Consider the following 25203-nt stretch of genomic DNA (forward strand, 5'->3'; position numbering starts at 1 on the left):
TGTGGTTAGCGAAGGGTGGGGTCCAACCGGTCGCGCAGCCAGTCGCCGACAATGCTGATCGATAGGGTCGTCAGCACGATCACCACACTGGGCGCAAGCAAGATCCAGGGCGCACGGGTGATATATTCACGCCCATAGCCCACCATATTGCCGAGCGAAGTCAGCGGCGGCTGCACGCCAAGCCCAAGGAAGGACAGGCCGCTTTCCAGCAGGATGATTTCCGGGAAGGTCAGGGTCATCGACACGATCAGGGTGGACGCGATGTTGGGCAGAACGTGCCGCCCGTAGATACGCCAGCTGCCCGCACCAAGCTGGCGCACAGCGGCCGCATAGCCCTGTTCGTTGGCCGAGAGGGTCAGGCCGCGGGCGATACGCGCATATCGCTCCCAGGAGTGGAACCCCATCAGGATCACGAACAGGGTGAGGCTGTTGCCGAAGAAGGCAAGCACCGCCAGCGCGATGATCATGAAGGGCATGCTGGCCTGGAAGTCGATCAGCATCAGGATTACCGCTTCGGTGCGGCCACGGAAATGCGCCGCCAGGATACCGAGACTGGTACCCAGCGTCGCCGCAATCAGCGTGCCGAAAAAGGCGATCAGCAGGCTGAGCCGGATCGAGACGATCAGCCGGGACAGTACGTCACGCCCCAGTTCATCCGTTCCCAGTGCGTGGTTCAGCGGTCCGCCGAACCCCAGAGGCGGCTGCAGGCGGGCCTTCAGATCGAAAGCCGTGAACGAATAGGGCGCCAGCAGATCAGCGCCCAGTGCGATGACCAGCATGGCACCGATCCAGGCCAGCGCCGCGATGGTCATCGGCGGCCATGCTTCGAAGAAGCGGGCTGCACGGCTGCGCAGTTGCGGCTCCGCGCTTCCGTGATCCTGCACCGGTGCGGAAGTCGTGATGTCCGTCATGGCCTCCCCTTCCCTCAGGCATGGCCGCGGCTGCGACGCAGCCGCGGATCCAGCCAGCCATAGGCGATATCAACGACCAGATTGGCAGCCACCATGGACAGCGCGATGGCCAGCAGGATCGCCTGCACCACCGCGAGGTCACGGTTCGACACCGCTGCCACCAGCAGACGGCCGACACCGGGCCAGGCGAAGACACTCTCCACCACCACGGCGCCGGCGATCAGGCTGCCGATCATGAAACCGATGATGGTGACGGTCGGGATCGCGGCATTGGGCAGGGCGTGGTCTGCGATCACCCGCCGCCACGGCACGCCCTTGGCCGAAGCAGTCCGTATATAGGGCTGACCGAGCACTTCCAGCATCGCCGACCGGGTGAATCTGGCCAGCACGGCGGCACCGGCAGCGCCCAGCGTGACAATCGGCAGGATTGCATGCTGCCAGCTTTCACTGCCGCCGGAGGGCAGCCAGCCGAGCTGAACGGCGAAAATCAGCACCAGCACCAATGCGAGAACAAAACTCGGCACCGTGAAGCCCGCCACCGAAACCATCATGGTCAGGCGGTCGATCATCGAGTTCCGGTGCAAAGCCGCAAACACGCCGGCCGGAATACCGACAAACAGCTTGATCAGCAATGCCGGCAGCGTAATTGCCAGCGTCATCGGCACCCGTTCCAGCACCAGTTCGATCGCTGGCCGGCCATCGCGCATCGAATTGCCGAAATCGCCGCTCAGCGCCTTGATCGCGTAGGCGGCATATTGCTCCCAGATGGGCCGGTCGAGCCCCCAGGACCTGCGGAAGGCTTCGATCGCCTCCGGCGGGGCATCCACCGAGAGAATCAACATTGCCGGATCGCCCGATAGCCGCAGCACCACGAAGGCAAAGGTGACGACAAAGGCGATGGTCAGTGCGGCACGAGCCAGGCGGGTGGTGATGAAGAAGAGCATGGCGGGTTCGCTGGTTTCTTCTATCCGGGTCAGGCGGCGGCGACAGCGGTGTTGCTGTCGGCGAAATGGCAGGCCACATGCCGGCCATCGGACAGCGGTTTGAGGGCCGGCACGCTTTGGGCACAGAGGCTCTGCGCGCGGCTGCAGCGGCTGCGGAAGGTGCAGCCGGATGGCGGGTCGACCGGGTCAGGCGGATCCCCCTCCAGCAGACTGATATCTGCCTGGCGCCGCGCCACGGTCGGAATCGCTGCCAGCAGTGCTCGGGTATAGGGATGCTGCGGCGCATGGAACAGAGCTTCGGCTTCTCCATATTCGACAATACGGCCGAGATACATGACCGCCACCTCGTGGCTGATCTGTCGCACCACCCTGAGATCATGGCTGATGAACACGTAGGCGAGTCCCAGCCGTTCCTGCAGGTCGAGCAGAAGATTGACCACCTGGGCCTGAATCGAGACATCCAGGGCGGAGATCGGTTCGTCGCAGACCAGCAGCCGCGGTTCGAGGATCAGGGCTCGGGCCAGCACCACACGCTGGCGCTGGCCGCCAGACAGCTCATGCGGATAGCGCGGCCCGTGATGGGCCTGCAGGCCCACAGCCTCCATCACCTCGGCAACACGCCGTGCGTGTTCCGCTGACGGCATGGCCGGATGGTGGATTTCCAGCGCCTCGCCGATCTGCTTGGCCACCGGAAGCCGGCGATCGAGTGCACCGAGCGGGTCCTGATAAACCATCTGCATCAGCTGGCGCTGGGCCCGCCACTCCGTAGTACCGGCACGGGCCAGTGGCTGGCCATCGAACCGCACCGTACCAGCGGTCGGCTCCATCAGCCCGAGCAGCAGCCGGCCAGTCGTCGATTTTCCACAACCGGACTCGCCGACCAGTCCGAGGGTGCGCCCTGGCATCACGGTCAGCGAAATCCCGTCCACTGCCCGCAGCAGGGCCTTGCGGCTGCGCGGCCAGTTACCATGGCGGATCGCGAAATGGCGCGCCAGATTTCTGGCTTCGAGCAAAGGACGAACCGTCATGCGGAAATCTCGGTGCGGCGCAGCACCGGCATATCCGCGACATTGGCCGGCTGCGGCTGCCGGTGATGCGCAACCAGTGCTTCCGGGGCATATCGCGGACGGAAACAGAGCACGCGCTCATGTCCGGTAATCGGGATATCCGGCGGAGCCATGTGATGGCAGGCCGTCTCGGCCTCCCCACAGCGTGGAGCGAAGGCGCAGCCGGCCGGCAGATTCCAGGGCTCCGGCACACTGCCGGGGATGGCGGCCAGCCGTTCGCGCGGCCCGTCCAGTGCCGGCAGCGCGGCCAGCAGCCCGCGGGTATAAGGATGCCGCGGCCGCTCGAACAGATGTGCGGCTGCAGCCGTTTCGACCAGCCGACCGGCATACATGACGCAGACCCGCTCGACATTCTCGGCCACCACGCCGAGATCATGGCTGATCAGCACCATGGCCATGCCGCTGTCGCGACGAATTTCCTGCAGCAGCCGCAGAATCTGCGCCTGCACCGTGGCATCAAGCGCAGTGGTGGGTTCGTCGGCGATCAGCAGATCCGGCTCGCCGGCCAGCGCCATCGCGATCATCACCCGCTGGTTCATGCCGCCGGACATCTCGTGTGGATAATCCTGCAGCCGGCGACGCGCATTGGCGATGCCGACGCGATCAAGCAGCCGACCGGCCTCGGCTTCGCCTGCAGCGCCGGTCAGGCCGCGATGCAGCCGCAGTGCCTCGCCGATCTGGCGGCCGATCCGCATCACCGGATTGAGGCTGGAGGACGGGTCCTGGAAAATCATGGCAACCCGGCGGCCGCGAACCGCATCGAGCTGACGGCCGGCAACGCCGATCAGTTCCATACCGTCCAGTTTCACAGAACCACGGATGCGCGCCCGCCCCGGCAGCAGGCCGAGTGCCGCCAGCCAGGTGACGCTCTTGCCCGAACCGGACTCACCGACCAGGCCGAGAGCCTCGCCAGGCGCAACATCCAGGTCGATTCCATGCAGGGCCCGGGTGACGTGACGGCCCTGATCGAAATCGACCGTCAGCCCGCGCATCTGGACAAGGGGGGTAATTGTCATGCCGCCTCGCTGTCTGGAAAAGAAAGGCCGCGGCGGGATGTCACCATCCCGCCACGTTACAGGCAATCAGCTGATCTTGAAATTATGGTCGCGGAAATCCATGGCAAAAGCCGGCGCTGACTTCCACTGGATATCCTTGCGCTTCGCCGTGAAGGTGGCGTTCTGATGCAGCACCGTGTAGGCGGGGTCTTCGCGCTCGCAGATTTCCAGCATGCGTCTGAACATGGCCTTGCGCCTGCCCATGTCGACCTCGGTTTCCATGGCCACAGACAGCTTGTTCATCTCGTCATTCGACCATTCCTTGGCCTGCTGCTGCTGGCCATTCGGGCCATGCTGGTTGACGATCGAGGAAACCGGATCGGTGAAGGGCGCGCTGTTCGACCAGTCGCGCACCGCACGCTGCCCGTTATTCTCGAAAATCTGCTGCCAGTTTTCCTTCATTTCGATCTGTACGTTCAGGCCAGCCTGGCGCCACATTTCGAGCAGGATCTGCGCGGTTGACACCTGGTTGGTGTAGTAGTTGTTGAGCACGCGGAACGGGATCGGATCGCCCTTATATCCTGCCGCCTTCACCAAATCCTTGGCCTTCTGCGGATTGAATTCCGGTACCGTCCAGCCCTCGACGAACATCGGGCCGTAGAATTCCCACTGCAGGCCGGCTGGCACCCGGGTACGCCCAGCCCACAGGCTGTCGACGATCGCCTGACGGTCGATCGCATGGGTCAGGGCCTGGCGGATGCGCGGATCGATCAGCTGCGGATGGTGTTTGTCGAACACGGTCAGACGGTGATTGGCGATTAGGCCGCCCTGCACTTCGAATTTGGCATTCTTCTCGATGCCCGGGATCTGGTCCGGCGGCATGTCGCAGATGAAGTCGAACTGCCCAGAAAACAGGCCGTTGACGCGGCTGGCAATCTCGGGGACGACCATCATGCGCACGGTCTCGAGCGGCGGCCGACCGCCCCAGTATTCGTCATGGGCTTCGAGAATCAGCTCTTGATCCGGTTTGAATTCGCGCACCTTGTAGGGGCCGGTGGTTATCGGCTTGCGTGCCCAGTCGATCCAGGTCTTGGCTTCCTCGAAGCCGCGGCGTGAAATGATCTCGCTGCCATAGCGGGCAATGCGGCCCTCCATGGTGACATCCGGTGTGCGGTTGACGAAACGCACCGTGTATTTGTCGACTGCCTCGACCTTTTCCAGCGCCGGCCACGAGCGCTTGGCCACGGCCATTACTTCCGGCGGCAGTGCTTTGCCCTCGATACTGTCGCGCACCACCACGTTGGCAAACAGCGTCTTGTTGCTGCTGATGTCGTAATCGGGACCGAACATGCGTTCGCGGCTGAATGTGAAGACAACATCGTCGGCGGTCATTTCGTCGCCGTTGTGGAACTTAACGCCGGGCCGCAGCGTCAGTTCGACGGTCCGCTCGTTGATGCGCTTCCAGGCCGTGGCGAGACCGGGGATCGGCTCCATCTTGCCCTGGCGGTTGCGCATGATCAGACCTTCATAGAGGAAGGAGAAAGTGCGCTCGCCGACATTCGACTGCTCGCGCAGCGGTTCCAGCGAGGCGCTGTTGGAAATCTGCTGCACCGCGATGGTAATGCTCGGCCGCTTGCCGCCCTGGGCGATGGCGAACCGCGGCAGCGCAAGACTGCCGGCGGCGATGCCGGTTCCGATCAGGAAATTTCGGCGATGGATATGCATGGGTCCCCTCCTGGTCTGCAGGCAAGTCTGCGGGTTGGCTGACTGCGGGGAACGCTAGGGCATGCTCCGTGACGCAATGGTGACGCGCACATGACCCGACCATGAACTCTGCCCGGCGACTCGCACGGTAACTGCACCTGTGGCCGAATTGTTGAGGACCGTTTCAGATACGGAATGGCCTTGCATCCCGTGATCCGCACTCCCATGTCCGATATGCAGGGTTGAGGCAGACCAGTCATCAGGAGGCCGCCATGCCACAGGAACAGATCAAACGACCCGGGAAGCCGGCACTTTCCAGGCGACGCGCCAAGATTGCCGAACGCCGGAAGCAGGAGGATCAGCTGAATGCCGCGCTGCGCGATTCATTTCCGGCCAGCGACCCGGTCTCGATCAGCCAGCCGCCGCCCCATGCGCCGGAGGAGGTTGACAAGGCATGACCCGGCGGATCTGAGGGCGCCGCAGAATCTTTTGGGCTCCGCGCCGTTCACTGGCCGGCAGCTGCTCGCCTGCTCTTGAAAACCCGCCTGAACTGACTGCAGAAGCAATCCTTTCCGGACAGCGGCCTCACGCGCCATGGCGGGGAATGCGGGGCTTCCGGGAATGTTATGCGATCCTGCCGGGCCACCGAGACCCCGCTTTGCGGCTGTCGCCGTCAGTATTTCGGCCGCCGCTTCTCGCGGAAGGCCTGCAGCCCCTCGGCCAGATCGCGACTTGCCAGGTGGGTCTGGAATGCCCGCAATTCGGCACGCATGCCGGTCAGGACCGTATCGTCATGCACCGCACGGGCAAGCGCCTTGATGTGTCGCAGCACCGCCGGGCTCTGCCGGGAATAGCCCTGCGCGATCTCCATGGCCCGGTCGCCAAGCCGCTCTGCCGGCACCACTTCATTGACCAGTCCCCAGTCCATGCATTGCCTGGCCTGGAACAGCTCGGCACTGAACAGCATATGCATGGCATGCACGCTATGCATGCGGATCGGCAGCTGGGCCGTTGATCCGGCAGCTGGAACGATGGCGTATTGCGCATGACCGTCGCCGATCCTTGCCGCCTCCGCCGCGATGACGACATCGCAGGCAAGGATCAGCTCCAGCCCCCCGGCCACCGCCACACCATTGACCGCAGCGACGACGGGCATGGGCAGGGCTGCCAGTTTACGCAGTACCCGCTGGTTATAGGCCAGCGTATCGAGCAGCGAGGGCGGGTCGAGCTCCAGCTCCCTGCCGAACTGCAGCAGGTCGCCACCGGCGCAGAAGGCGCGGCCGGCACCTGTAATAATGACGGCCCGCGCCGAATCCTCGGCATGCAGCCGGTCCAGTACGCGATCCAGCGCCTGCATGACCTCGGCCGACAGCGCGTTCATGGCGGCTGGCCGGTTCAGGGTGATGGTGGCGACATGACCCGACCGATTCAGCAGTACCGGGTCGGTGGCCGTCCCGGCCGCCGGCAGCTCGGCCGGCGGCCGTGCGACAACATCGTATTGCTGCGGCAAAGGCTCCAGTGCGGCCTGCAGCGCCCGGACAGCAGCGCCGTCCGAAGTTGTGATCTCGATCCGCACCACCGTGTTCAGCCGCTCGTCCCTGGCCACCGTTATCTGTGGCTGCACGGTGGCCCCGAAGAGCTGCATGACTTCGGCCCGTGCCTTTTCCGCGATGGCGCGGTCGCGCAGGTCTGCCTTGACGATCTTGCCGACCGCCGTGGTCGGCAGGGCGTCGATCCGGAAAATCCGCTTCGGCTTTGCCGGCGGTTCGGCGATCGCCGCGGCAAGATGGCTTTCGAGGGCATCGATATCGAGGGTGGCGCCCTCCGCTGGTACCACGAACAGCACCGGGACCTCGCCGGCATAGGCATCCGGCATCCCGACCGCGGCACTGATCTGTACGCCAGGAAAGATATTGGCAACATCCTCGATATCGGCCGGATTGATGTTGTGGCCGCTGCGGACGATCAGGTCCTTCTCGCGGCCGGTTAGGACAAGGCGCTGGTCCGCGGTCAGATAGCCGACATCCCCGGTGATCAGCCAGCCATCGGCGCTGCGGATACCCCGGTTATGGGCAGGATCGACATAACCCGGGAATACCTGCGGTCCCGTGACCTGGACCACGCCGCTTTCCAGCGGCGCGCAGGACGCACCCGCGCGCGCGGGGTCAAGGCTGGTGATGCGGGTCCGGGCGAAAGGCGCGCGGAAGCCGACACTCCCCTGTACCGGCGTGATGCGTCCGGGATTGAAGGCGATGGCCGCCGCGGTTTCGGTCATCCCGTAGGTTTCATAGAGCGGAATGCCGGTACGGGACTGGAAGCGGTCGCTGACCGCCTTCGGGCAGACGGCCCCGCCGGTCAGTCCCATGCGGACGGATGAGACATCGGCCCCGCCCATGGGAATGTCGGTGATGGCCGCAATCGAGGTCGGCACGCCACCAACAATGGTCACCCCGAAGGCCTCCACGATCTTCCAGTAGGTGGAGATGACGCCCTTGTCACGCAGGCCATAGGGCGACGGCACGATCATATGGCCGCCGGCTGCCAGAACCGACAGCCCCGCCGTGATGGTGCCGCCGACATGGAAGAAGGGAAAGCCATTGATGACGACGTCCCGCTCGTCCAGCCCGTGCACCTGAGCGAAGCTCCAGGCGGCATGGATCTGGTTGCCATGCGTCAGCTGGACAAGCTTCGGGCGGCCGGTGGTGCCGCCGGTATGAAACAGGGCGCAGACCGTATCCCGGCCGGCCGTGCTGGCGAAATCAAGGCCGTCGTCCCGGCATGCCTGCTGCTCGGTCTGGAAATCCAGCAGGCCTGGATCGAGGCCGTCGGCGGCGCCCAGCACCACGATGTTCCGCAGGGTCGGCGTCAGCGCGATGACCTCCTGCGCTTTCCGCCAGATTTCGGCATCCAGCGCCTCTGCCGGAATGACCAGGGTCGCGGCAGCTTCCGAGACCAGCAGATCGGCGATGACCCGCGCGTTCAGCAGGTAGTTGATCGTGCTGGCCACGCCACTGGTCTGCGCCCCCAGCAGTGCCTCGGTCATCCCCTGCAGGATCGGCGTCAGGAAGGCGACCGTGCTTCCGCCCACCCCGGCGCCGGCCTCGGCATTGAGCCGGTGGAAGAAATTGGCCGCGCGGATGATCGCCCTGTACAGATCGGCATGGGACAGCGTCGCCGACCGGCCGGCATAGCCGCCGGCAGGAATAGTCGTCAGGGCCGGCCGGTCCGGATGCTGCTCCGCCGTGGCACAGAACAGGTCGAGCAGGGTTTGCGCCGGGATCAGGTCGTCGTAGGGCTGCGCCTCCAGCGCCTCGATATCCGCAATCGACGTGATGGTCCCGACCGCTCTGGTGGTCTTCATGCGCTGGCTCCAGGGGGCTCAGTGAACCGCTGCATACATGATGGTTTCCTCGTCGGTCTCGCCGCCGGTGAATTCCTCGACGATGCGGCCCTGGCGCGACACCAGAATGCGGTCGGACAGGTGCAGGATCTCCGGCAGGTAGGAGGAGATGACCACCACGGCCATGCCCTCATCGGCCAGGCGGTTGATCAGCTGGTGGATCTCGGCAATGGCGCCGACATCGACGCCCCTGGTCGGCTCATCGAAGATGATCAGCCTGGGCTTCTGTACCAGCGCCTTGCCAACCACCACTTTCTGCTGATTACCGCCGGACAGTTCGATGACCTTGGCATCCGAATTGATCACCCGGATGTTCAGCGTTCTGGTCCAGTCATCGGCGATCTGCCGCATCTCAGCCATGCTGACGATTTTCGACCGACTCTGCCCACCGGCCATGGCGGCGATATACATGTTCTCGGCCACCGACATGGTTTCGAAGAAGCCTTCCAGCTTGCGATCCTCGGTGACGTAGATGATGCCGTCGCGGATGGCGGGGCGCGGCACGCGATAGCGCACCGGGCGGTCATCCAGGCGAACCTGCCCGCCATGGAAAAAATCCCGCTTCATGATACCGGCAATCACCTTGGCGGTTTCGGTGCGGCCCGAACCGATCAGGCCGAAGATGCCGGTGATCTGGCCGGCAAACACCGAGAATGTGTTGTTGCGCACCATGGTGCCCATCGACAGATTCTGCACGCTCAGAACCTTGCGGCCGGCCGGCCGTACATGCTGTCGCCCGCCCCTGCCATAAAGTTCGGCCGACAAGGTGCGGCCGACCATGTCACGCACGATACGGTCGCGATCGAAACTGTCGGTACGGTCGGTGACAACATGCTCGCCGTCGCGCAGGATGGTGATGCGGTCGGAAATCTGCAGCGCCTCTTCCAGCGCATGGGAAATGAAGATGATCGATACGTCGCGTTCCCGCAGCCGTTTGACCAGCGCGAAAAAATGGTGTTTTTCCTCGGGCGTCAGCGTGCCGGTCGGCTCGTCGAAGATGATCACCCGTGCCTTGTGATGCACCGCGCGGGCGATTTCCACCATCTGCTTCTGTCCGGCACCGAGGCTGGAAACCAGCGCGGTCGGATCCACCGGGAAATTCAGCGACTGCAGGAACTGCTGCGCCGCGATATAGATGCCGCGCAGACGATTGAACCAGCGGGCATCACCGAGATACAGGTTCTGCGCCACCGTCAGGGAGGGCACCAGGCTGGTCTCCTGGTAGACCATGGCAATACCCTTGCTCAGCGCATCGGACGGGCTGCTCAGTTCCACCGGCTGCCCGTCGATCAGGATCGCGCCGGCCGTGGGCGCGACAACGCCCGCCAGCATCTTGGTCAGGGTTGATTTGCCGGCCCCATTCTCGCCGAGAAGCGCATGCACCTCACCTTGCTCAAGTGTGAAAGTGACATCCTTCACAGCAGGAACGCCACGATATTCCTTGGTGCCTTGCCGGAGTTCGAGAATTGCCGTCATTGCCGGACCCTGCCTTTACGAATCGAGATCGAGTCTGACCACGACATCGTCGCCGCGCGATGCCGCATAGACTGAATTGCCGATCACGACAGCACCGGTAATGCCATGCGTCGCGCCATCGGCACGGCTCTGGAAGCTGTCACAGGGCAACCCCTGCCCGTCGAGCAGGACGACCATGCCAAAGGACAGGGTCGGCGCCCACGGCTTGAGGATGCCCAGATGCTTGACGCCGCCGCCCTGCAGCGGCTCGTAGAAGGACCGACCGCTGCGCCAGGTGGGCGCGACCCAGTAGGCCGGTTCGATTTCCGCCATCATCCGGCGTCGATAGGCATTCTCGCGCAGGATGAATTCCACCAGCTGGTTGCGCGGAGCGAACATGGTCATGACATAGCCGCCGGGCCGGCCGCCGATATGGCCGGGATAGCCGGGCAGATCGCCCTGCAATTGCCGCCGCACCGCGCCGCTGTCACGGTCCAGCAGGATGATCCGGTGCCGCCAGCTCTCCGAAACGATCAGACCGTCGTCAGACAGGGCGATGCCGGCCGGATAGGCAAGGCCGCCGGCAATGCGGTGATGACGGCCGCTGCGCAGGTCGAGACGCCAGACCGATCCCGATGCATTGCGCTCCATCAGATCGCGCTGCCAGGCGGTCGGCAGGTTCTGCGCCGATCCGTGACAAACATAGAGGGCGCCGTCTTCCTCGGTCAGCGCCGTCGGGCAACGCGCGCCATCCACGGCCGGAAAGACAACTCCATCGAACTCGCCGCCGGCGATAACGATCCGGCCATCCTCGAGGCCCATGGCGATGCCGCCGGCGGCTGGCGCCAGGCAGCTGATAGCCGCACCGGCGCGGTGCAGTATCCGGCTCCGGTCGCCCGCGGCCAGCAGAAGCAACTCGTTGCCGGAGCCTGCCACGAGACCGTCATGGCTGGCGACGATGCCGGACGGCGCCGCCACGGGGATACGCTCCGGTGCGTCGTCGAGCCGTCGGTTCGGCCGCAGCACGCCGTCCAGCGCCGGAACGGTGATCGCGCTGTCGCCGCGACCGAGAAAGGAATCGAGCGCCCGGGTGAAGAAAAACGTCATTTGCCGCCCCAGTAGGATTGCGGGCCGGTCCACTGCGGATCGGCGTCCGGCAATGGCAGCCTGCCGATCCGGTTGTTGAAGATGCCGCCGATATAGAGATGCCCGCGGTGCTCGCGCATCGAGGTGATCATCGGGTGATTTTCGCCGCCGAGATCCCAGAGCACGTCGAGGATGCGGCCGCGTTCATCGAAGCGGACGACGCAGCCGGTGTTGATATTGGGAAACAGCCACTCGTCGGGCGCCACCCGCCGCGCCATCCGCCGCCGGAAGCCCGGCATCTTCAGTGCCAGATCCATGCTGGGCGTGCGCACGCCAACCAGCGCCAACCAGTAGGTGCCATCAGAAGCACGGTTGATATTGTCGGGATGGCCGGGCAGGTCCGGGATCACCGTTTCGACCGTGCCGGCCTTGGGTCCACCAAAATAGTAGCGGCTGACGCTGCAGCTCCAGGTTTCGGCGAACAGGAACGATTCGCCGTCATGGGTCATGCAGATGCCATTCGGAAAATTCAGGTTCCGCAGCACCGTGCGCGTCGTATTCGTGCGCGGGTCGTAGCAGATGATGCGGCCGTTGCCGCGCGACTCGAGACCATCGATCGGCCATTCGTGCATCTCGTAGCGGATCGTCGCCTCGCTGAAGAAAATGCGGCCATCGGGAGCGATGTCCAGATCGTCGGCCAGCCGCAGCCGCGCATCATCAATGATCGAAAATGGCGTGCGGTTGGTCTCGTCGGTCAGCTTGCTGATCTGGCGGTCGGGGCCGATGCGATACAGACCCATACCGCCGATGCAACAGATCAGCGCACCGTCGCGGGCGAAAGCCATGCCGAGTGGCCGGCCACCGACATGGGCGAAGACTTCCTGCCGGCTGTAGTCGGGCGCGAAGAAACGGACGATGTCGCCGGTACGCGTACCGGCATAGATGTGATCGTTCTCATCGAGGATCACATCTTCCGGCCCGTCGACCTGGTTCAGGCCGACCAGCGACACGTCGCGCAGGCGATCGTTCAGCGCATAGGGCGAGGCCGATCCCCGTTCGGTGCCGGGCGGTTCGGGCAGGCTGCGGAAGGCGGGCGAGACATAGACCTTGGCCAGCACCTTGTGGCGGTTCTTCAGCCAGCGCACGTCGATGGCCACGGCAGCCAGCAGGATGATACCGAGGATCAGTGAATTGGCGCCGCTGCCGGCACCTACGCGCACCAGGCCGTTGATGATGATCATCACGGTGATGGCGCCCAGCACGGCTTTGGCTGCCGAGCCGCGGCCGCCGCCGAGGCTGTTGCCGCCGAGCACCGCTGCCGTCAGCACGGTGATCTCCAGACCAATCCCGACATCGGATCCGGCGCCGCCGAGGCGGGCGGCGAACAGGAAACCGGCCAGCGCCGCCAGTGTGCCCGACACCACATAGGTCAGGCAGACGGTGCGGCGGACATGGATCCCGACATTGTGAGCGGAGCGACGCGAGCCGCCGACCGCCATCAGGTGCCAGCCCGGACGGGTGCGGCTGAGCACCACATGCACGACGATGGCGATAACGATGAACAGTGCGAAACTGAACGGTACCTGGGCGATCTTGCCGTCGCCGATGAACTCCCAGAGATCGGAATCGGGGAAACCGGCCGAAATCTGCACCGCGTATTTCAGCAGCAGCATATCGACGATGGAGCGCACGATGATCAGGGTGACCAGAGTGGTGAGGAAGGCGCGCAGCCGCAGGTAGCCGATCAGCAGGCCGTTGACCAGGCCGACGCCGGCACCGACCGCCAAGGTAACCACGAGGGCGGCCCCGACCGGCAGGCCGAAGATGTTCATCATCGCCAGCGCGGTGATATTGGCCAGCGCCAGCACCGAGCCGACGCTGAGATCGATGCCGCCGGCCAGCATGACGATGGTCATGGCCACGACCACCAACCCGAACTCGCCCAGCTGCCGCGTCAGTGCGGTCAGGCTGCCGATGCTGAGGAAATCCGGCACCGCGATACCAAAGCCGGCCAGAACGATGACGAGGATCGAGAACGGGATGGCGTTGTCGATCCATCTTTTCGCGAGGATTTCACCGACGATATGGTCAGGGACCAACCGGTAGCGCCAGTAGGCAAGGGTATCTGTTATCGACATCTGCGGGCCTGAATCTGGGAATCAGAATCCGGACCGGGCGCCGCTTCCGCGCATCCCGGTCCGGAGTGACGCGATTACTTCTTGGCTTCCAGCGTCCAGCAGGCGCCGGGCTTCATATTGTCCTTGGTGATGAAGGTCAGCGGCGAGAACAGCGTCGTCTTCGTTGCGCCGGGCTTCGATTTGTTCTGGAACAGCGACTTGATGATGTTGGCGATATCGCGCGCCTGGTTCGGTACGTCGTAGCTGACCACCTCGCTGTAGACACCCTTATTCAGATTGTCGCAGGCGGCCTGGTTGCCCCCGCCCTGGGTGATCCAGTAGACGTTTTTACCGGATTCGCGGATCGCCGCACCGGTGCCGACATCCATCACATCCCAGAAGCCGACGCCACCGCACAGATCGGGGTGCTGCTGCAGCACAGTGGCCATGATGCTGCGGGCCTTGGTTGCATCCCAGTCGGCCGCCTGGTTGGAGACGACCTTCATTTCCGGATGCTTGGAGAGGACGTTGTTAAGGCCCTTCATCTGGTAGGCGCTGGCCGCGGCGGTCAGCACGCCCTGCATGATGGCGATCTTGCCGTTGCCGCCATTGGCGGGCGAGCATTTCTGCACAAGGCGGTTGGCGATCTGCTCGCCCATGCCGACATAGTCGGCCCCGGCGAAACCGTCGGTCGAATAGCTGGAGCGCATGTTGACCTGGATGACATGGATGCCGGCTTCCTCGGCGCGCTTGAGCAGGCGGGCATAGGATTGCACATCCGGATTATGCACCACCATGGCATCGGGCTTTTCCGCGATCAGCGAGGTGATCGCCTGGGCGCCGGCATCGGTGTTCCAGTTCGGATCGCGGATCTCGAATTTGACACCGAGCGGTTCGAGCGCGGCGCGGATGCCGGCCGCCCAGCCTTCGGTAAGGTCGAAGCCCATGGCAATGGGCACGAAGGCGACGCGCTTGCCCTTGAAGGCGTCGTAATAGGATGCCCGCGCGGGATCGTCGATCCCCTGCGCGGCGGCCGAGGCCCCGGCCGCCACGATCGCGGCGGCAGCGAGCAGCGCTGTAATACCCTTCATGGTTTCCTCCCGTTGGGTTTGTTTATGTACTGACTTCAGATATCGCCCTGCTGCGCGGTCTGTTCGTCCCTGGGATTGATGACGGTGTCAGCGACAATGGCCGCCAGCAGGATCAGGCTCTTGATGACATTCTGGACCGTATACTGCACATCCATGATCGTCATGCCGTTGATCAGAACGCCGATCAGCAGCGTACCCACGATGACGTTGCGGATACCGCCCTTGCCACCGGACAGGCCAATGCCACCCAGCACCACGACGAGGATGACGTCGTAGACGAAGGTGGAATTGGCGACGCGGATGTTCATGCTGGCCACCGATGTGGCGGTGACCAGGCCAGCGACGAAGCCGATCAGCGCGGACAATGCATATTGCATAACGATGATCGGCCGTACCGGAATGCCGGTGATGCGAGCGGCCAGCGGATTGTCGCCGATGGCGCGGATATAGCGGCCGGCGCGGACATAGCGCAGGAACAGCGCGCCGAGGATGCAGGCAGCACCGAAGACCAGCACCGGCACCGGAATGCCGAGGAAAGAGCCGCTGCCGATCCACATGATCGAGCGTGCCGCGTCCGGCAGGTAGACGACATCCAGCGTGATCAGAAAATAACGGCCGAAGCCGTAGATGAAAGTGCCCATCGCCAGTGTGGCGAAGATCGCCGGGATTTCGACATAGGCCACCAGGAAGCCGGTGATGATGCCGCTGAGCAGGCAGAAGCCCAGGCCCAGCAGCAGCGCAACACCCAGCGGCGTGCCGGTGTCGACCAGGTGCAGCGTCCAGGCCAGCGACACCGCCATCACGGCGACCAGTGACAGGTCGATGCCGCGGCCGATGACCACCAGCGCCATGGCGATGCCGAGCACGCCCAGTACCGAGACGCTGCGCACCAACGCCAGGAGATTTTCGGCTGTCAGGAAACCCGGCAGAGATATGGCGAAGGCTGCCGTAAGGACAAGCGCCAGCACCAGCACAATGCGCTCCTGGGTCAGATTCGCCGCACGGAGCATAAGTTGTTTTCCTCCTGACTGATTTGAGCGGCAGGCCGGGCTGCCACTGCGGCCTTCCTATCACTGCCGGGGCAACGGTTCTTTCCCTTGAGCGCAAGATTCTTGCCTATCCGTGCACTGCCGGGCGCGATACCGTTTTCCTGTTGCTCGCTTCGCGGGATTGGCGAAGAATGCAGGCGGTCCACCGTTCAAGTCAGAACGAGAATAAAAAACCGCCGCCGGCTTCACACGGCAGGCCGCCATCCGCCGGATGGCGCGGGAGGAATTCATGGATCTGGTATTCTCGACCGACGCCCTGGATCGGGCCAAGCGCTATGCCGCCTGGCGCGACGCAATCTGCGACGTTTACGTTCACGTCAACGTCAAGGCCGACGATCCGGACAACTACGACGGGTTCATCCGCGAAACCCAGTTCGGTGCTGTCGCGATGACCGAATGCCTGGTGTCGCAGCAGCTGATTTCGCGGCAGAAATCACACCTCTCGAAGCTGGACAAGGATTGCTATTACGTCCAGTTCATCCAGTCCGGCAGCGTCAACGTGCTGCAATCCGGCGACTCGTTCCGCACATCGGCGGGGGTGGGCGCCCTGTTCTGTGCCTCCGAGCCCTATCACCTGGAATGCATGGGCAAGGTGCAGTCCTATTATCTGGAGATTCCGCGCCAGGCCTTCGGCAGCCGTTTCCCGGGCGGCCAGGCACCGCTGGCCGCCACCATGAGCACCGGCCGCGGGCTCGGGCGCATCGCCGTCGAATTCTGCTCGATGCTGGCCAGCCAGGGGACGCCGCTGGACGCCGGCATCCGCGCACGGCTCGGCGAAGAGCTGATGGATATCCTCGCCCTGGCTTTCGATTCCGCCCAGCGGGACGAGCCGATGAGCGAGCGGGTCGTCCAGAAGGCGCGCCTGCGTTCGGTCAAAGCATGGATTGAGGACCACCTGTGCGATCCGGCACTCAGTCCCGAGATGATCGCGAAGAATAACGCCATCTCGCTGCGCTACCTGCATGCGCTGTTTCGCCTGGAAGGCCGGTCGGTGTCAAACTGGATCTGGAACCGGCGGATCGAGCTTGGCCACGACATGCTGCTGCGATCCGACCATGATGCCCGCTCGCTGACGGAAATTGCCTATCGTGTCGGGTTCAGCAGTTCCTCGCATTTCAGCACCATGTTCCGCCGCCGCTTCGGCATCCGCCCGTCGGACGTGATCCGTGGCAAGACCGTCTAGGTGCGGCAACAGATCCGGCTGAGATGATTTTCCTGCCGGGATATAAAGTCCTGCCGGGCGAGCGTCCGGTCAGGCCGCCACCGGCCCGTGCACAACCAGATATCCGTCATGGATGGCCGCCTCGACGGCGAAGACCTCCGATAACAGGGCCGGCGTGAAAACGGCATGTGGCGTTCCCAGGCCGGCCACACTGCCATTCCGCAAGACCAGGACCCGGTCGGCGTAACGCCATGCCAGCCCGAGATCGTGCAGCACCGCGACAACTGCCACGCCGTTATTATGAGCGAGGCCCCGGGTCCGTTGCAGCACCGCATGGGCATGGGAGAGGTCGAGGCTGGCGGTCGGCTCGTCAAGCAGCAGGATCGGTGCCGGCCGGCTGCCGGTATCCAGCTGCGCGATGGTCCGGGCGAGCTGGGTCCGCTGCTGCTCGCCGCCTGACAGGGCGGCATAGCTGCGGCCGACCAGGTGCCGGACGTCGGCCGCGACCAGCGCCGCATCAATGGCCGCGTCATTGACTGTCCTGTCGCGGATGTCCCGCCATGGCGAGCGCCCCAGGGCCACCACATCGCGCACTGGCAGCGGAAAACCGAGCTGGTTGGCCTGCCGCAGCACGGCCCGCCGGCGCGCCAGATCCAGCGGTGTCCAGTCGCGCAGCGCCCGCCCGTCGAGCCAGACCTGCCCGTCCGTCGGCCGGAGATCTCCTGCCAGCAGCGACAGCAGGCTGGTCTTGCCGGCACCATTGGGCCCGACGACCACCAGAAATTCGCCGGGTTCGATGGACAGGGTCACGCCCCGCAGCACCTGGCGGCCGCCGCGCCGAAGCCCGGCTCCCTGCAGATGAAGATTCATCGCCGTCATCGCCCGCGACCTCAGCCGACGAAGCCGCGCCGGTGGCGCAGCAGCAGGCTGATGAAAAACGGCGCCCCGATCAAGCTGGTGATCAGGCCGATCGGCAGTTCCGCCGGCGCCACGACCGTGCGGGCGCCCAGATCGGCTGCGATCAGCAGGCAGGCGCCGGCAATTGCCGACAGGGGCAGCACCCTGTGATGCTGCGGCCCGGTCAGCAGACGAACCAGATGCGGCACCAGCAGACCGACAAAGCCGATGGTGCCGCTGACCGAAACTGCGCCGCCCACCGCCAGTGCCGTGCACAGACAGGCCAGGCGCTTCACATGCTCGACCCGGTAGCCCAGATGCTGCGCCTCGCATTCGCCGAGATTGAGAGCATCCAGGGCACCGGCGAACCACCGCATCGCCAGTAGCGGCGTCGCCACGAAAGGGATCAGCGGCAGGACATTGCCCCATTGGGCGCCGCCGACGCTGCCGAGCGTCCAGAACGAGATATCCCGCAACTGGTTGTCGTCGGCGACAAAAACCATAAAGCCCGTGCCCGACATGGCAATGGCATTGAAGGCAATGCCGGCCAGCAGCAGCATCGGCACCACCGTCTGCCCGTCGACCAGCGCCAGCCGATAGACCAGCAGGATCACGAGCAGTCCCCCGGCAAAAGCACCGACCGGCAGCAGCACCGGCATGAAGGCCGCCGAGACCAGCAGGCCGCCGAACACGATGACGAGCGCCGCGGCAAACGACGATCCGGCCGAGACCCCGATCAGGAACGGATCCGCCAGCGGATTGCGGAACAGGCCCTGCATAATCGCACCGGACATAGCCAATGCCGCGCCGACCAGCGCCGCCATCAGCAGCCGCGGCAGGCGCAGATGCAGGACGATGGCCTCGTGCCGCGGCTCTGCCGCCTGCCCGGTCAGGACCGACAACACTTCACCGACGCTGAGCGGTACCGCGCCGATTGCCAGAGCGGCCAGAGCCAGCAATGCCAACAGGCCAAGGCCGCCACCGATCTGCAGGGCGAAGCCCGGCGGACGCCAGCGGGAGGTCACGGCGAGGCCATAGCTGTTCATTCCCCGGCCGTCCATCGACGCTCTGGCAGCCCGGGCAACACCGCACCGGGATGCAGCAGGACGGCAAGATCGCGCCCGGCATGGGCGATACGCGGGCCAAGACCCAGAAGGTAGAGCGTGTCCATGGTGTGGACACGGCCGTTGCTCACCGCGGCCGTGGGTGCCAGGGCCGGCAACGCTGCAACGCCGGCCATTCCTCCCAGCGCGTCGACGGAATGCCTGGGCAGGATGATGATCTCCGGATCGGCCGCCATGGCCGCCTCAGCTGTCACTGGCTTGTAGCCGGAATAGGCATTGGCGACATTGGTACCGCCGGCAAGCTCCAGCATCAGATCGGCCGCTGTTTCACGGCCAGCTGCCATGATGCGGCCATTCGATGCACTCATCACGAACAGGACGCGCGGCCGGCGCGGCAGTTGCGCAACGGCAGCAGACAGCGCCGCAAGATCGGCCGTTATTGCCAGCGTCATCGCGCCGCCGGCACCGGTCTCGCCAATGGCATCCGCCACCGCCGCAACCTTGCCGGCGATGGCCCCGGCCTCGTGGATCTCGGGTACCAGCACCACGCGCAGGCCGGCACGCCGCAGCTGGCCAACCAGACCCGGCGGGCCGGCCTGGTCGCTGGCCAGCAGCAGCGCGGGGTCCAGCGAGAGGATTCCTTCGGCGCTCAGCGTGCGCAGATAGCCGATCCGGGGGAGACGATCGACGATCGCATGCGGATACAGGCTGGTGGTATCCACGCCGGCAATACGGGACGCGGCGCCCAGCGCAACAACGATCTCGGTCAGCGCCCCGCCAGCGACGACAATGCGACCCGATCCGGCTGCCGCCCGGACCGTCTGCGGCAGCAGGCCTGTCGCCAGCGCCGCCAGCAATGCGCGGCGATTGATCATCGCGCGACGTCCCCGGCGAAGGATTCGGCCAGTTGCCGCCATTCCGCCAGTTCGGGGATTCCGGGCTTGCGCTTGCCGAAGAAGGAGACGGTCAGATCGCCGGTGCGGTCGAATACTTCCAGCGAGGTGACGATGCCCGCTTCACTCGGCTTGCGGACCAGCCAAGTCGACGCGATCGCATCTTCCCGCAGATGCAGGTTGAACATGGGGTCCAGCACGTTGAACCACGGGCCCGTGGCAACCAGCTTCTTCACCGGGCCGGTATGGATCTGAATCATGCCCGGGTTGCCGACAAAGACCATGATGGGCAGTTCGCTCGCCGCCGCCGATTCCAGCATACGCCGGGTGGTATCGCTGCCGACCGGTACCGCGAAATCCCGGCCGGCGAGGCGGAAGGCCTGTTCACGCACCACGCCGAATTTCCGCAGCATCGGGAAGAAGTCGTGGGTATCCTGCAGGGTCGACCACGCGGCGCGGAGGCCGGCGGCATCAATCTCGCTGTCCGGCCGCGGCGCGTTGCGGGTGCCCGCCGGTTTCACCTGGATTCCGCCCGTCCGGTCATCACTGGCATAGGCCTGGCAAAGTGCATCGAAGGCCACCATGTCGGTCCGGTCGGTGGCATAGATCTTGTGCACGGCGGTGCCATCTGCCGCGAAGAATTGCAGGCTGCGACGCGAACCTGCGCCGGTATCTTCGGTCACGGCGAAACCATGCGCCCAGGGTCCGAAGAAAATCCGCAGATCGATGTCTTCGCCGACGATCAGTCCGACATGCCCGTCCAGCGACAACTCGCCATAGGTTCCGTGCCGCTCATGCACGACCATGTCGTTCCGCGTCAGCGCCATTACCGGACCAAGACGGCCGGCATCGCGAATGATGTCCGGCCACGGACCGCGCAGGCGGATCACGCCGCGGCCGAGCCGCGTGGCGACCAGTTCCGCCTCGGACACGCCAAGGCGCTGTGCGGCGTCGCGAATCCGCAGTTTGGGTTCGGCCGCCAGAAGGGCGGACCAGCGGCCGGAGAGCGTCTCCGCCGCTGGGGCAGATATGGGGCTGGTCATGGTGCAGGTCTCTCAGATGATCGGTGTCGTTCGGTTGGGGCTTCAGTCCGGGGCAGGCATTGTCCGGCCGGCGCGGGGCCGGCCGGGACATACTTCAGAATCCTTTCGTGTAGCTGACGGCGATGCGGTAATCGCGACCCTCCTCGTAGAGGCTGGTCATGTGCCGGCGATAGGTCGTATCGAAGATATTCTCGACCCCGGCATCGACCCGGAATCCGGCCAGCCAGTCCTGTACCGGCAGCCACGACATGAAGACGCCGTGTACGACATAGCCGCTGGTCGCCAGCACGGCTCCCTCGACGCCGCCGGTGGTGTCGGTGCCGCTGACCCGGTTCTGATCGGCGACGAATTCGCTGCGCCAGCCGAAGCGCAGGCCGTAATCCTCCAGCTTGCCGCCGATGGTCGCAGTCACCTTGTCGGCCGGGATCGAATCGAGAGGGTTGCCGGTGACGTTGTTGTCGCCGCGAATACGGGATGCACCGAGCCCGAAGAAGGCCTGGCGCATATCGTATTGCAGCTCGGTCTCGAAGCCCTTGATCGTGGCGTCGGCCGTATTGGTGTATTTCGAGGTGGTCGAGGTGACGATCAGCTCGATCAGGTCCTTCGCCTCGGTATGGAAATAGGTGGTATTGAAGCGCAGCTGGTCGCCGGCAGTCGCGATATCGTCGAATTTCAGCCGCACGCCGCCTTCCGCGGTCTTCGCCTTTTCCGGCCGGAGACCGGGGTTTGAAATAAAGTTGTTGCCGAAGAAATGCGTGCCGGCAACGAATGCCTCGGTCATCGACGGGGCACGGAAGGCCTTGCCGTAGGAGGCATACAGGCCGAGCCAGGGCAGCGCCCGCCAGTTCGCCGCCAGCTTGGGCGACAGCGCACTTTCCTCGAAATCGGAGATCGTGCTCGAATCGCGATTGTAGGTATCGTAACGCAGGGCCGGGGTCAGCGTCAGGCCAGGCAGAAGCGACAGCTCGTCCTGCAGATAGTAGCCGACCACCTGCCCTTCGGCTTCGGGGAAGGTCGATCGCTCGGCGGTACCCGTGGCTGTGGTCCGCGCGCCCTTCTGGCTGTCGTTGAAGAAGTCGATGCCGGCCGTTACTGCATGATCGACATCGCCGGTACCGAAGCGGGCGGTGTTGTAGACGTCGAAACCGTTGGTGACGAGGAATGATTCGTCGACCCGCAAGGTAGCCGGGATAATCCGGTTCTCGCGAACGCTTAGTTCGTTGCGGTATACCTTCACCGTCGGGCTGAACAGCGGCATGTCTGGATTTTCATAAGTGTAGTTACCGGCCAGCGTAGTCATCTTGGTATCGCGCTCGACCACCGGATTGCTGGTGGCGTTCGGCGCGGTGTCCGAGTTGGTTGGCTGGGTGCCGCTGCCGTTGAACTGGATGAAACTGAGGCTCAGTTTCTGGTTCTCGTCGGGCCGTATTGTCGCCTTGAACAGTCCGTTGGCTATGTCCTCGGCAGAGTAGTCGAGTTCACGCCCGCCACCCTGCTTCATCGTGCCGCTGTCGCGGTAGGTGAAGTTGGCGAACAGGTCGATCCGGTCATCCAGGCGGGCGAAGCCGCCGACGCTGTATTGCGGTTCGCGCGCTACCGAACTGTAGCCGAGCTTGGTGCGGAAGCCGGCGGTCTGTCCGGGTTGCAGGAAGTCGGAGGCACCCTTCGTTTCCATGGCAATGACGCCGCCGATGGCGCCCGAGCCGTGCAGCGCCGAATTGCTGCCGCGCAGCACTTCCACGCTGCGCAGAAGATCCGGGTCGACGAAGAAGCGGCCCTTGTGACCGGCATCAAAGTTCTGCCGCGCCCCGTCCAGGGTGACCACCACCTGCTGGCCGCCGAAACCACGAATATTGACATCCTGGCCGGCGCGACGCGGACCGCCTTCCATATCGACCCCGGGCAGGCCGCGGAGCAGATCCTCCACCTTCGACGGGCTGCGGCTTTCGATATATTCCCGATCAAGCACGCTGACATTGGCCGGTACGTCGTCGACCGCATGCGCGGTCTTGGTGGCCGTCACCGTCACCGGCGCCAGGATCACCGGCCCCGCTTCATTTTTCTGTCCCGCTGGTGCCGTCCCGGTCGTCACCGGCTTTTCGATCACAACGCTGCGGGTATCGGTGAAACGAAAGGTGGCTCCGGTCCCTGCCAGCAGGCGCGCCAGTGCGTCGCGGGAGGTCAGCCGTCCGGACACGCCGGGGCTGCGCAGACCGGCCAGGCTCGCCTGGTCAACCGACACCTGATAGCCCGCCTGCACCCCGAAGGCCGTCAGCGCACCGGTCAGGGGCTGGGCCGGGATATCGAAAGCGACGACGGCACCCGCCTGGGCAACCACATTGCCCCGGTCCGGCTGAACCTGAGCCTGCGCCAAGGCCGGCACCGCGACGAAAGCCAGCACCGTCGTCAGCAGCAGATACCGCCCAAGCCGCTGGAAATCCTTGTCAAATCCCACGACATCCGCGATTTCCGCCCGATTCAAAGCTGAACCCATTGCCCGTCCCCTGATCCTGTCCAATATGCGAGTGAATATCACTTGCAGTCATGTCCAAGACGTAGGCCGGCGGCGGTCATCTCACGGTTTTTGTTTTTTTCAGGAGGCCGGCGACAGAACGAGCAGAAACGGTGTGTATTGCGTGACCGTGGCACCATAGGTGCCGGCCAGCATGCGCAGGGCGCGGGCGGGATCGCCCATGTCGTAGACGCCGGTCACCCGGCGCTCGGCCAGGGCATCGCTGGGGACCAGGATAAAGCCGCGATACTGGCGGCGCAGCGCGTCCACCACATCGGCGAAGGCCATGTCGCGCACCACGAGCCGGCCGCTGCGCCAGAGTGCGACTTCCGCCGGATCGACACTGTCCCGCGCCATGGTGCCGCTGGCACGATCGACGGTCACGCGCTGTCCCGGCGCCAGCCCGATCTCCGTCATGCCGCCCGGTTCGCGCAGGGCCACCCGAACCGAACCGCTGGCGACCGCAACACGGTAGCTTCGGTCGCTGACGGCAACGTCGAAGGCCGTGCCGGTTACCGTCACCGTCAGCGCGCCGGCTTCCACCACAAAGGGGCGGGCGGCATCCGGCCGCACCTCGAAGAAAGCCTCGCCCCGCAGCAATGACACGCCACGGCGACCATTATCGAACGCCGCATCGATGGCGCTGCCGGCGCCCAGCATGACCGCCGATCCATCCGTCAGTGCTATCCCGCGCTGCTCATGCCGACCGGCGGCATAATCGGCACCCCAGTCCGGCAGCAGTGGAAGCAGCATTGCCGCCAGCGCCAGGCATGCCGCCACAGCAAAGAAGCCCTGGCGGATCCGGTTCCGGCCGCCGCGCTGCTGCATCCCGGTTGGCCGCATGAAATCCGGCGCTGCGGTCATCTGCACGGCCTCTCCGGTCAGCGCCCAGGCCTTCTGCGCCAGTGCCCAGGCATGCGGATGCAGGGGATCGGTTTCCAGCCAGTCCTGCAGTGCATCGCGCAGCTCAGGGTCGCGCGGGCTTTCCTGCAGACGGAAATACCAGTCGGCAGCTGCATCCATGGCCTGGGCAAGGCCATGATCGGCTGGAGCGGCGGGCGGCGGGCGGCTGGTCATGGGCGGCTGGTCACGGGTGCTGGTCACGGATACGGGGCACAGGCTGCGGGTCTCGGATATCTTGCAGAACTGCAAGCATGTGCGCACTCAAGACTGAGACGGAGGCGGCAGACATCCATCTCAGCTTTTTTTGTACTGCCCCAGCGGACGCGAAATCCAGCATTACGTCGTCCGCCGGTGCAGCCGGCGCATCACATGGGTCATCGCCTCGCGGGCCATGCGGTGGGCAGTGGCATGCGACACACCGAGAATGGCGCCGATCTGCTGGAAGGTCATGCCCTCCAGCCGGTGCAGTTCGAAGGCGCGGCGAATATCCGGTGCCAGTTCCGCCAGCGCGGCCCGGACATGGAGCAACTCGTCGCGATGGATCAGTTCATCCTCCGGCGACGGCGCAGCGGCTTCGGGCACGGCAATGACGGCACGGGCGCGGTCACGCCGGGATTCGGCTGCCAGCCGGCGCAGGCCGTCCATCGCCAGGTTGCGGACGATCCGGTAGAGGTACGAGGCCGGCTGCTGCAGGATATCGGCATCGGCCTTCTGCTCGACGAAGCGGATATACGCTTCCTGGACGAGGTCCTCGGCCTGGGCACGGCCGCCGACCAGCGGCGCCGCATAGTCGACCAGCGCCGCCCGGTGCGCCAGGAAGACCCGCAATCTGCCGTTATCCTGCTGCAAACCCGCCCCGCTCCGCCCGGCTGTCATCTTCATGGCGCCACACCCGATGCCGCCACGACGC

20 protein-coding genes are annotated in these 25203 nt (G+C 64.8%); 2 read left to right on the forward strand and 18 right to left on the reverse strand.

What is annotated here, in order from left to right; genetic code table 11:
• Window positions 1-5: 5 nt before the first annotated feature.
• The 5 genes from ACEQZY_RS16690 to ACEQZY_RS16710 form a co-directional block, all read right to left on the reverse strand.
• Window positions 6-911 (reverse strand): ABC transporter permease, encoded by a 906-nt coding sequence (locus tag ACEQZY_RS16690; RefSeq protein WP_341703153.1) that lies wholly within the window; start codon window positions 909-911, stop codon window positions 6-8.
• Window positions 912-925: 14 nt separating this feature from the next.
• Window positions 926-1855 carry an ABC transporter permease gene (locus ACEQZY_RS16695; protein ID WP_341703154.1) on the reverse strand — a complete coding sequence of 310 codons (930 nt, stop codon included), beginning with the start codon at window positions 1853-1855 and terminating at the stop codon, window positions 926-928.
• A 29-nt stretch (window positions 1856-1884) separates the two neighbouring features.
• Window positions 1885-2883: an oligopeptide/dipeptide ABC transporter ATP-binding protein gene (locus ACEQZY_RS16700; protein ID WP_341703155.1), complete on the reverse strand. Its 999-nt coding sequence runs from the start codon at window positions 2881-2883 to the stop codon at window positions 1885-1887.
• Window positions 2880-3938 (reverse strand): ABC transporter ATP-binding protein, encoded by a 1059-nt coding sequence (locus ACEQZY_RS16705; RefSeq protein ID WP_341703156.1) that lies wholly within the window; start codon window positions 3936-3938, stop codon window positions 2880-2882. The genes ACEQZY_RS16700 and ACEQZY_RS16705 overlap by 4 nt, the downstream gene beginning before the upstream one ends.
• Before the next feature lie 66 nt (window positions 3939-4004).
• Window positions 4005-5642 (reverse strand): ABC transporter substrate-binding protein, encoded by a 1638-nt coding sequence (locus ACEQZY_RS16710; RefSeq protein WP_341703157.1) that lies wholly within the window; start codon window positions 5640-5642, stop codon window positions 4005-4007.
• A gap of 251 nt (window positions 5643-5893) precedes the next feature.
• Between ACEQZY_RS16710 and ACEQZY_RS16715 the strand changes: the two genes are divergently transcribed.
• Window positions 5894-6079, forward strand: a complete 186-nt coding sequence (locus ACEQZY_RS16715; protein ID WP_370155922.1) for a hypothetical protein — start codon at window positions 5894-5896, stop codon at window positions 6077-6079.
• Between the two features lie 215 nt (window positions 6080-6294).
• Here the strand turns inward: ACEQZY_RS16715 and ACEQZY_RS16720 are convergent, their stop codons facing one another.
• From ACEQZY_RS16720 to ACEQZY_RS16745, 6 genes are all read right to left on the reverse strand, one after another.
• The gene (locus ACEQZY_RS16720; protein WP_370155924.1) at window positions 6295-8982 is read right to left on the reverse strand and encodes an enoyl-CoA hydratase-related protein; all 2688 of its coding nucleotides are present in this window, start codon (window positions 8980-8982) and stop codon (window positions 6295-6297) included.
• 18 nt (window positions 8983-9000) lie between these two features.
• Window positions 9001-10497 carry a sugar ABC transporter ATP-binding protein gene (locus ACEQZY_RS16725; protein WP_341703160.1) on the reverse strand — a complete coding sequence of 499 codons (1497 nt, stop codon included), beginning with the start codon at window positions 10495-10497 and terminating at the stop codon, window positions 9001-9003.
• Window positions 10498-10512: 15 nt separating this feature from the next.
• A complete protein-coding gene (locus tag ACEQZY_RS16730) occupies window positions 10513-11583 on the reverse strand; it encodes a hypothetical protein (RefSeq protein ID WP_370155926.1) in 1071 nt (356 codons plus the stop codon).
• Entirely contained in the window at window positions 11580-13700 is a 2121-nt protein-coding gene (locus ACEQZY_RS16735; RefSeq protein ID WP_341703162.1) for an SMP-30/gluconolactonase/LRE family protein, read from the reverse strand. Before ACEQZY_RS16735 ends, ACEQZY_RS16730 begins: the two co-directional genes overlap by 4 nt.
• Before the next feature lie 74 nt (window positions 13701-13774).
• Entirely contained in the window at window positions 13775-14770 is a 996-nt protein-coding gene (locus tag ACEQZY_RS16740; protein ID WP_341703163.1) for a sugar ABC transporter substrate-binding protein, read from the reverse strand.
• 35 nt (window positions 14771-14805) lie between these two features.
• A complete protein-coding gene (locus ACEQZY_RS16745) occupies window positions 14806-15780 on the reverse strand; it encodes an ABC transporter permease (RefSeq protein ID WP_341703164.1) in 975 nt (324 codons plus the stop codon).
• A 268-nt stretch (window positions 15781-16048) separates the two neighbouring features.
• Between ACEQZY_RS16745 and ACEQZY_RS16750 the strand changes: the two genes are divergently transcribed.
• Window positions 16049-17002 carry a helix-turn-helix domain-containing protein gene (locus ACEQZY_RS16750; protein WP_370155930.1) on the forward strand — a complete coding sequence of 318 codons (954 nt, stop codon included), beginning with the start codon at window positions 16049-16051 and terminating at the stop codon, window positions 17000-17002.
• 69 nt (window positions 17003-17071) lie between these two features.
• Here the strand turns inward: ACEQZY_RS16750 and ACEQZY_RS16755 are convergent, their stop codons facing one another.
• From ACEQZY_RS16755 to ACEQZY_RS16785, 7 genes are all read right to left on the reverse strand, one after another.
• The gene (locus ACEQZY_RS16755; RefSeq protein WP_341703166.1) at window positions 17072-17851 is read right to left on the reverse strand and encodes a heme ABC transporter ATP-binding protein; all 780 of its coding nucleotides are present in this window, start codon (window positions 17849-17851) and stop codon (window positions 17072-17074) included.
• Window positions 17852-17871: 20 nt separating this feature from the next.
• Entirely contained in the window at window positions 17872-18924 is a 1053-nt protein-coding gene (locus tag ACEQZY_RS16760; protein ID WP_370155933.1) for a FecCD family ABC transporter permease, read from the reverse strand.
• Window positions 18921-19817: an ABC transporter substrate-binding protein gene (locus tag ACEQZY_RS16765; RefSeq protein WP_341704369.1), complete on the reverse strand. Its 897-nt coding sequence runs from the start codon at window positions 19815-19817 to the stop codon at window positions 18921-18923. Before ACEQZY_RS16765 ends, ACEQZY_RS16760 begins: the two co-directional genes overlap by 4 nt.
• Window positions 19814-20878 (reverse strand): ChuX/HutX family heme-like substrate-binding protein, encoded by a 1065-nt coding sequence (locus tag ACEQZY_RS16770; RefSeq protein WP_341704370.1) that lies wholly within the window; start codon window positions 20876-20878, stop codon window positions 19814-19816. Before ACEQZY_RS16770 ends, ACEQZY_RS16765 begins: the two co-directional genes overlap by 4 nt.
• Before the next feature lie 94 nt (window positions 20879-20972).
• Window positions 20973-23333: a TonB-dependent hemoglobin/transferrin/lactoferrin family receptor gene (locus ACEQZY_RS16775; RefSeq protein ID WP_370155935.1), complete on the reverse strand. Its 2361-nt coding sequence runs from the start codon at window positions 23331-23333 to the stop codon at window positions 20973-20975.
• A 138-nt stretch (window positions 23334-23471) separates the two neighbouring features.
• Window positions 23472-24467 carry a FecR domain-containing protein gene (locus tag ACEQZY_RS16780; protein ID WP_370155937.1) on the reverse strand — a complete coding sequence of 332 codons (996 nt, stop codon included), beginning with the start codon at window positions 24465-24467 and terminating at the stop codon, window positions 23472-23474.
• A gap of 162 nt (window positions 24468-24629) precedes the next feature.
• Complete coding sequence (locus ACEQZY_RS16785) at window positions 24630-25121, reverse strand: sigma-70 family RNA polymerase sigma factor (RefSeq protein ID WP_341704373.1); 492 nt, start codon at window positions 25119-25121, stop codon at window positions 24630-24632.
• Between the last annotated feature and the right edge of the window lie 82 nt (window positions 25122-25203).

It is taken from the genome of Ferrovibrio sp. (genome assembly GCF_964218355.1).
Lineage (GTDB): Bacteria > Pseudomonadota > Alphaproteobacteria > Ferrovibrionales > Ferrovibrionaceae > Ferrovibrio.

Bases quoted from the DNA above. Each gene is read 5' to 3' on its own strand.
- ACEQZY_RS16695 (WP_341703154.1), bottom strand. From the start codon at position 1,855: ATGCTCTTCTTCATCACCACCCGCCTGGCTCGTGCCGCACTGACCATC.
- ACEQZY_RS16760 (WP_370155933.1), bottom strand. From the start codon at position 18,924: ATGAACAGCTATGGCCTCGCCGTGACCTCCCGCTGGCGTCCGCCGGGC.
- ACEQZY_RS16725 (WP_341703160.1), bottom strand. From the start codon at position 10,497: ATGACGGCAATTCTCGAACTCCGGCAAGGCACCAAGGAATATCGTGGC.
- ACEQZY_RS16690 (WP_341703153.1), bottom strand. From the start codon at position 911: ATGACGGACATCACGACTTCCGCACCGGTGCAGGATCACGGAAGCGCG.
- ACEQZY_RS16770 (WP_341704370.1), bottom strand. From the start codon at position 20,878: ATGACCAGCCCCATATCTGCCCCAGCGGCGGAGACGCTCTCCGGCCGC.
- ACEQZY_RS16715 (WP_370155922.1), top strand. From the start codon at position 5,894: ATGCCACAGGAACAGATCAAACGACCCGGGAAGCCGGCACTTTCCAGG.
- ACEQZY_RS16735 (WP_341703162.1), bottom strand. From the start codon at position 13,700: ATGTCGATAACAGATACCCTTGCCTACTGGCGCTACCGGTTGGTCCCT.
- ACEQZY_RS16740 (WP_341703163.1), bottom strand. From the start codon at position 14,770: ATGAAGGGTATTACAGCGCTGCTCGCTGCCGCCGCGATCGTGGCGGCC.
- ACEQZY_RS16730 (WP_370155926.1), bottom strand. From the start codon at position 11,583: ATGACGTTTTTCTTCACCCGGGCGCTCGATTCCTTTCTCGGTCGCGGC.
- ACEQZY_RS16745 (WP_341703164.1), bottom strand. From the start codon at position 15,780: ATGCTCCGTGCGGCGAATCTGACCCAGGAGCGCATTGTGCTGGTGCTG.
- ACEQZY_RS16700 (WP_341703155.1), bottom strand. From the start codon at position 2,883: ATGACGGTTCGTCCTTTGCTCGAAGCCAGAAATCTGGCGCGCCATTTC.
- ACEQZY_RS16755 (WP_341703166.1), bottom strand. From the start codon at position 17,851: ATGAATCTTCATCTGCAGGGAGCCGGGCTTCGGCGCGGCGGCCGCCAG.
- ACEQZY_RS16710 (WP_341703157.1), bottom strand. From the start codon at position 5,642: ATGCATATCCATCGCCGAAATTTCCTGATCGGAACCGGCATCGCCGCC.
- ACEQZY_RS16765 (WP_341704369.1), bottom strand. From the start codon at position 19,817: ATGATCAATCGCCGCGCATTGCTGGCGGCGCTGGCGACAGGCCTGCTG.
- ACEQZY_RS16750 (WP_370155930.1), top strand. From the start codon at position 16,049: ATGGATCTGGTATTCTCGACCGACGCCCTGGATCGGGCCAAGCGCTAT.
- ACEQZY_RS16705 (WP_341703156.1), bottom strand. From the start codon at position 3,938: ATGACAATTACCCCCCTTGTCCAGATGCGCGGGCTGACGGTCGATTTC.
- ACEQZY_RS16780 (WP_370155937.1), bottom strand. From the start codon at position 24,467: ATGACCAGCCGCCCGCCGCCCGCCGCTCCAGCCGATCATGGCCTTGCC.
- ACEQZY_RS16720 (WP_370155924.1), bottom strand. From the start codon at position 8,982: ATGAAGACCACCAGAGCGGTCGGGACCATCACGTCGATTGCGGATATC.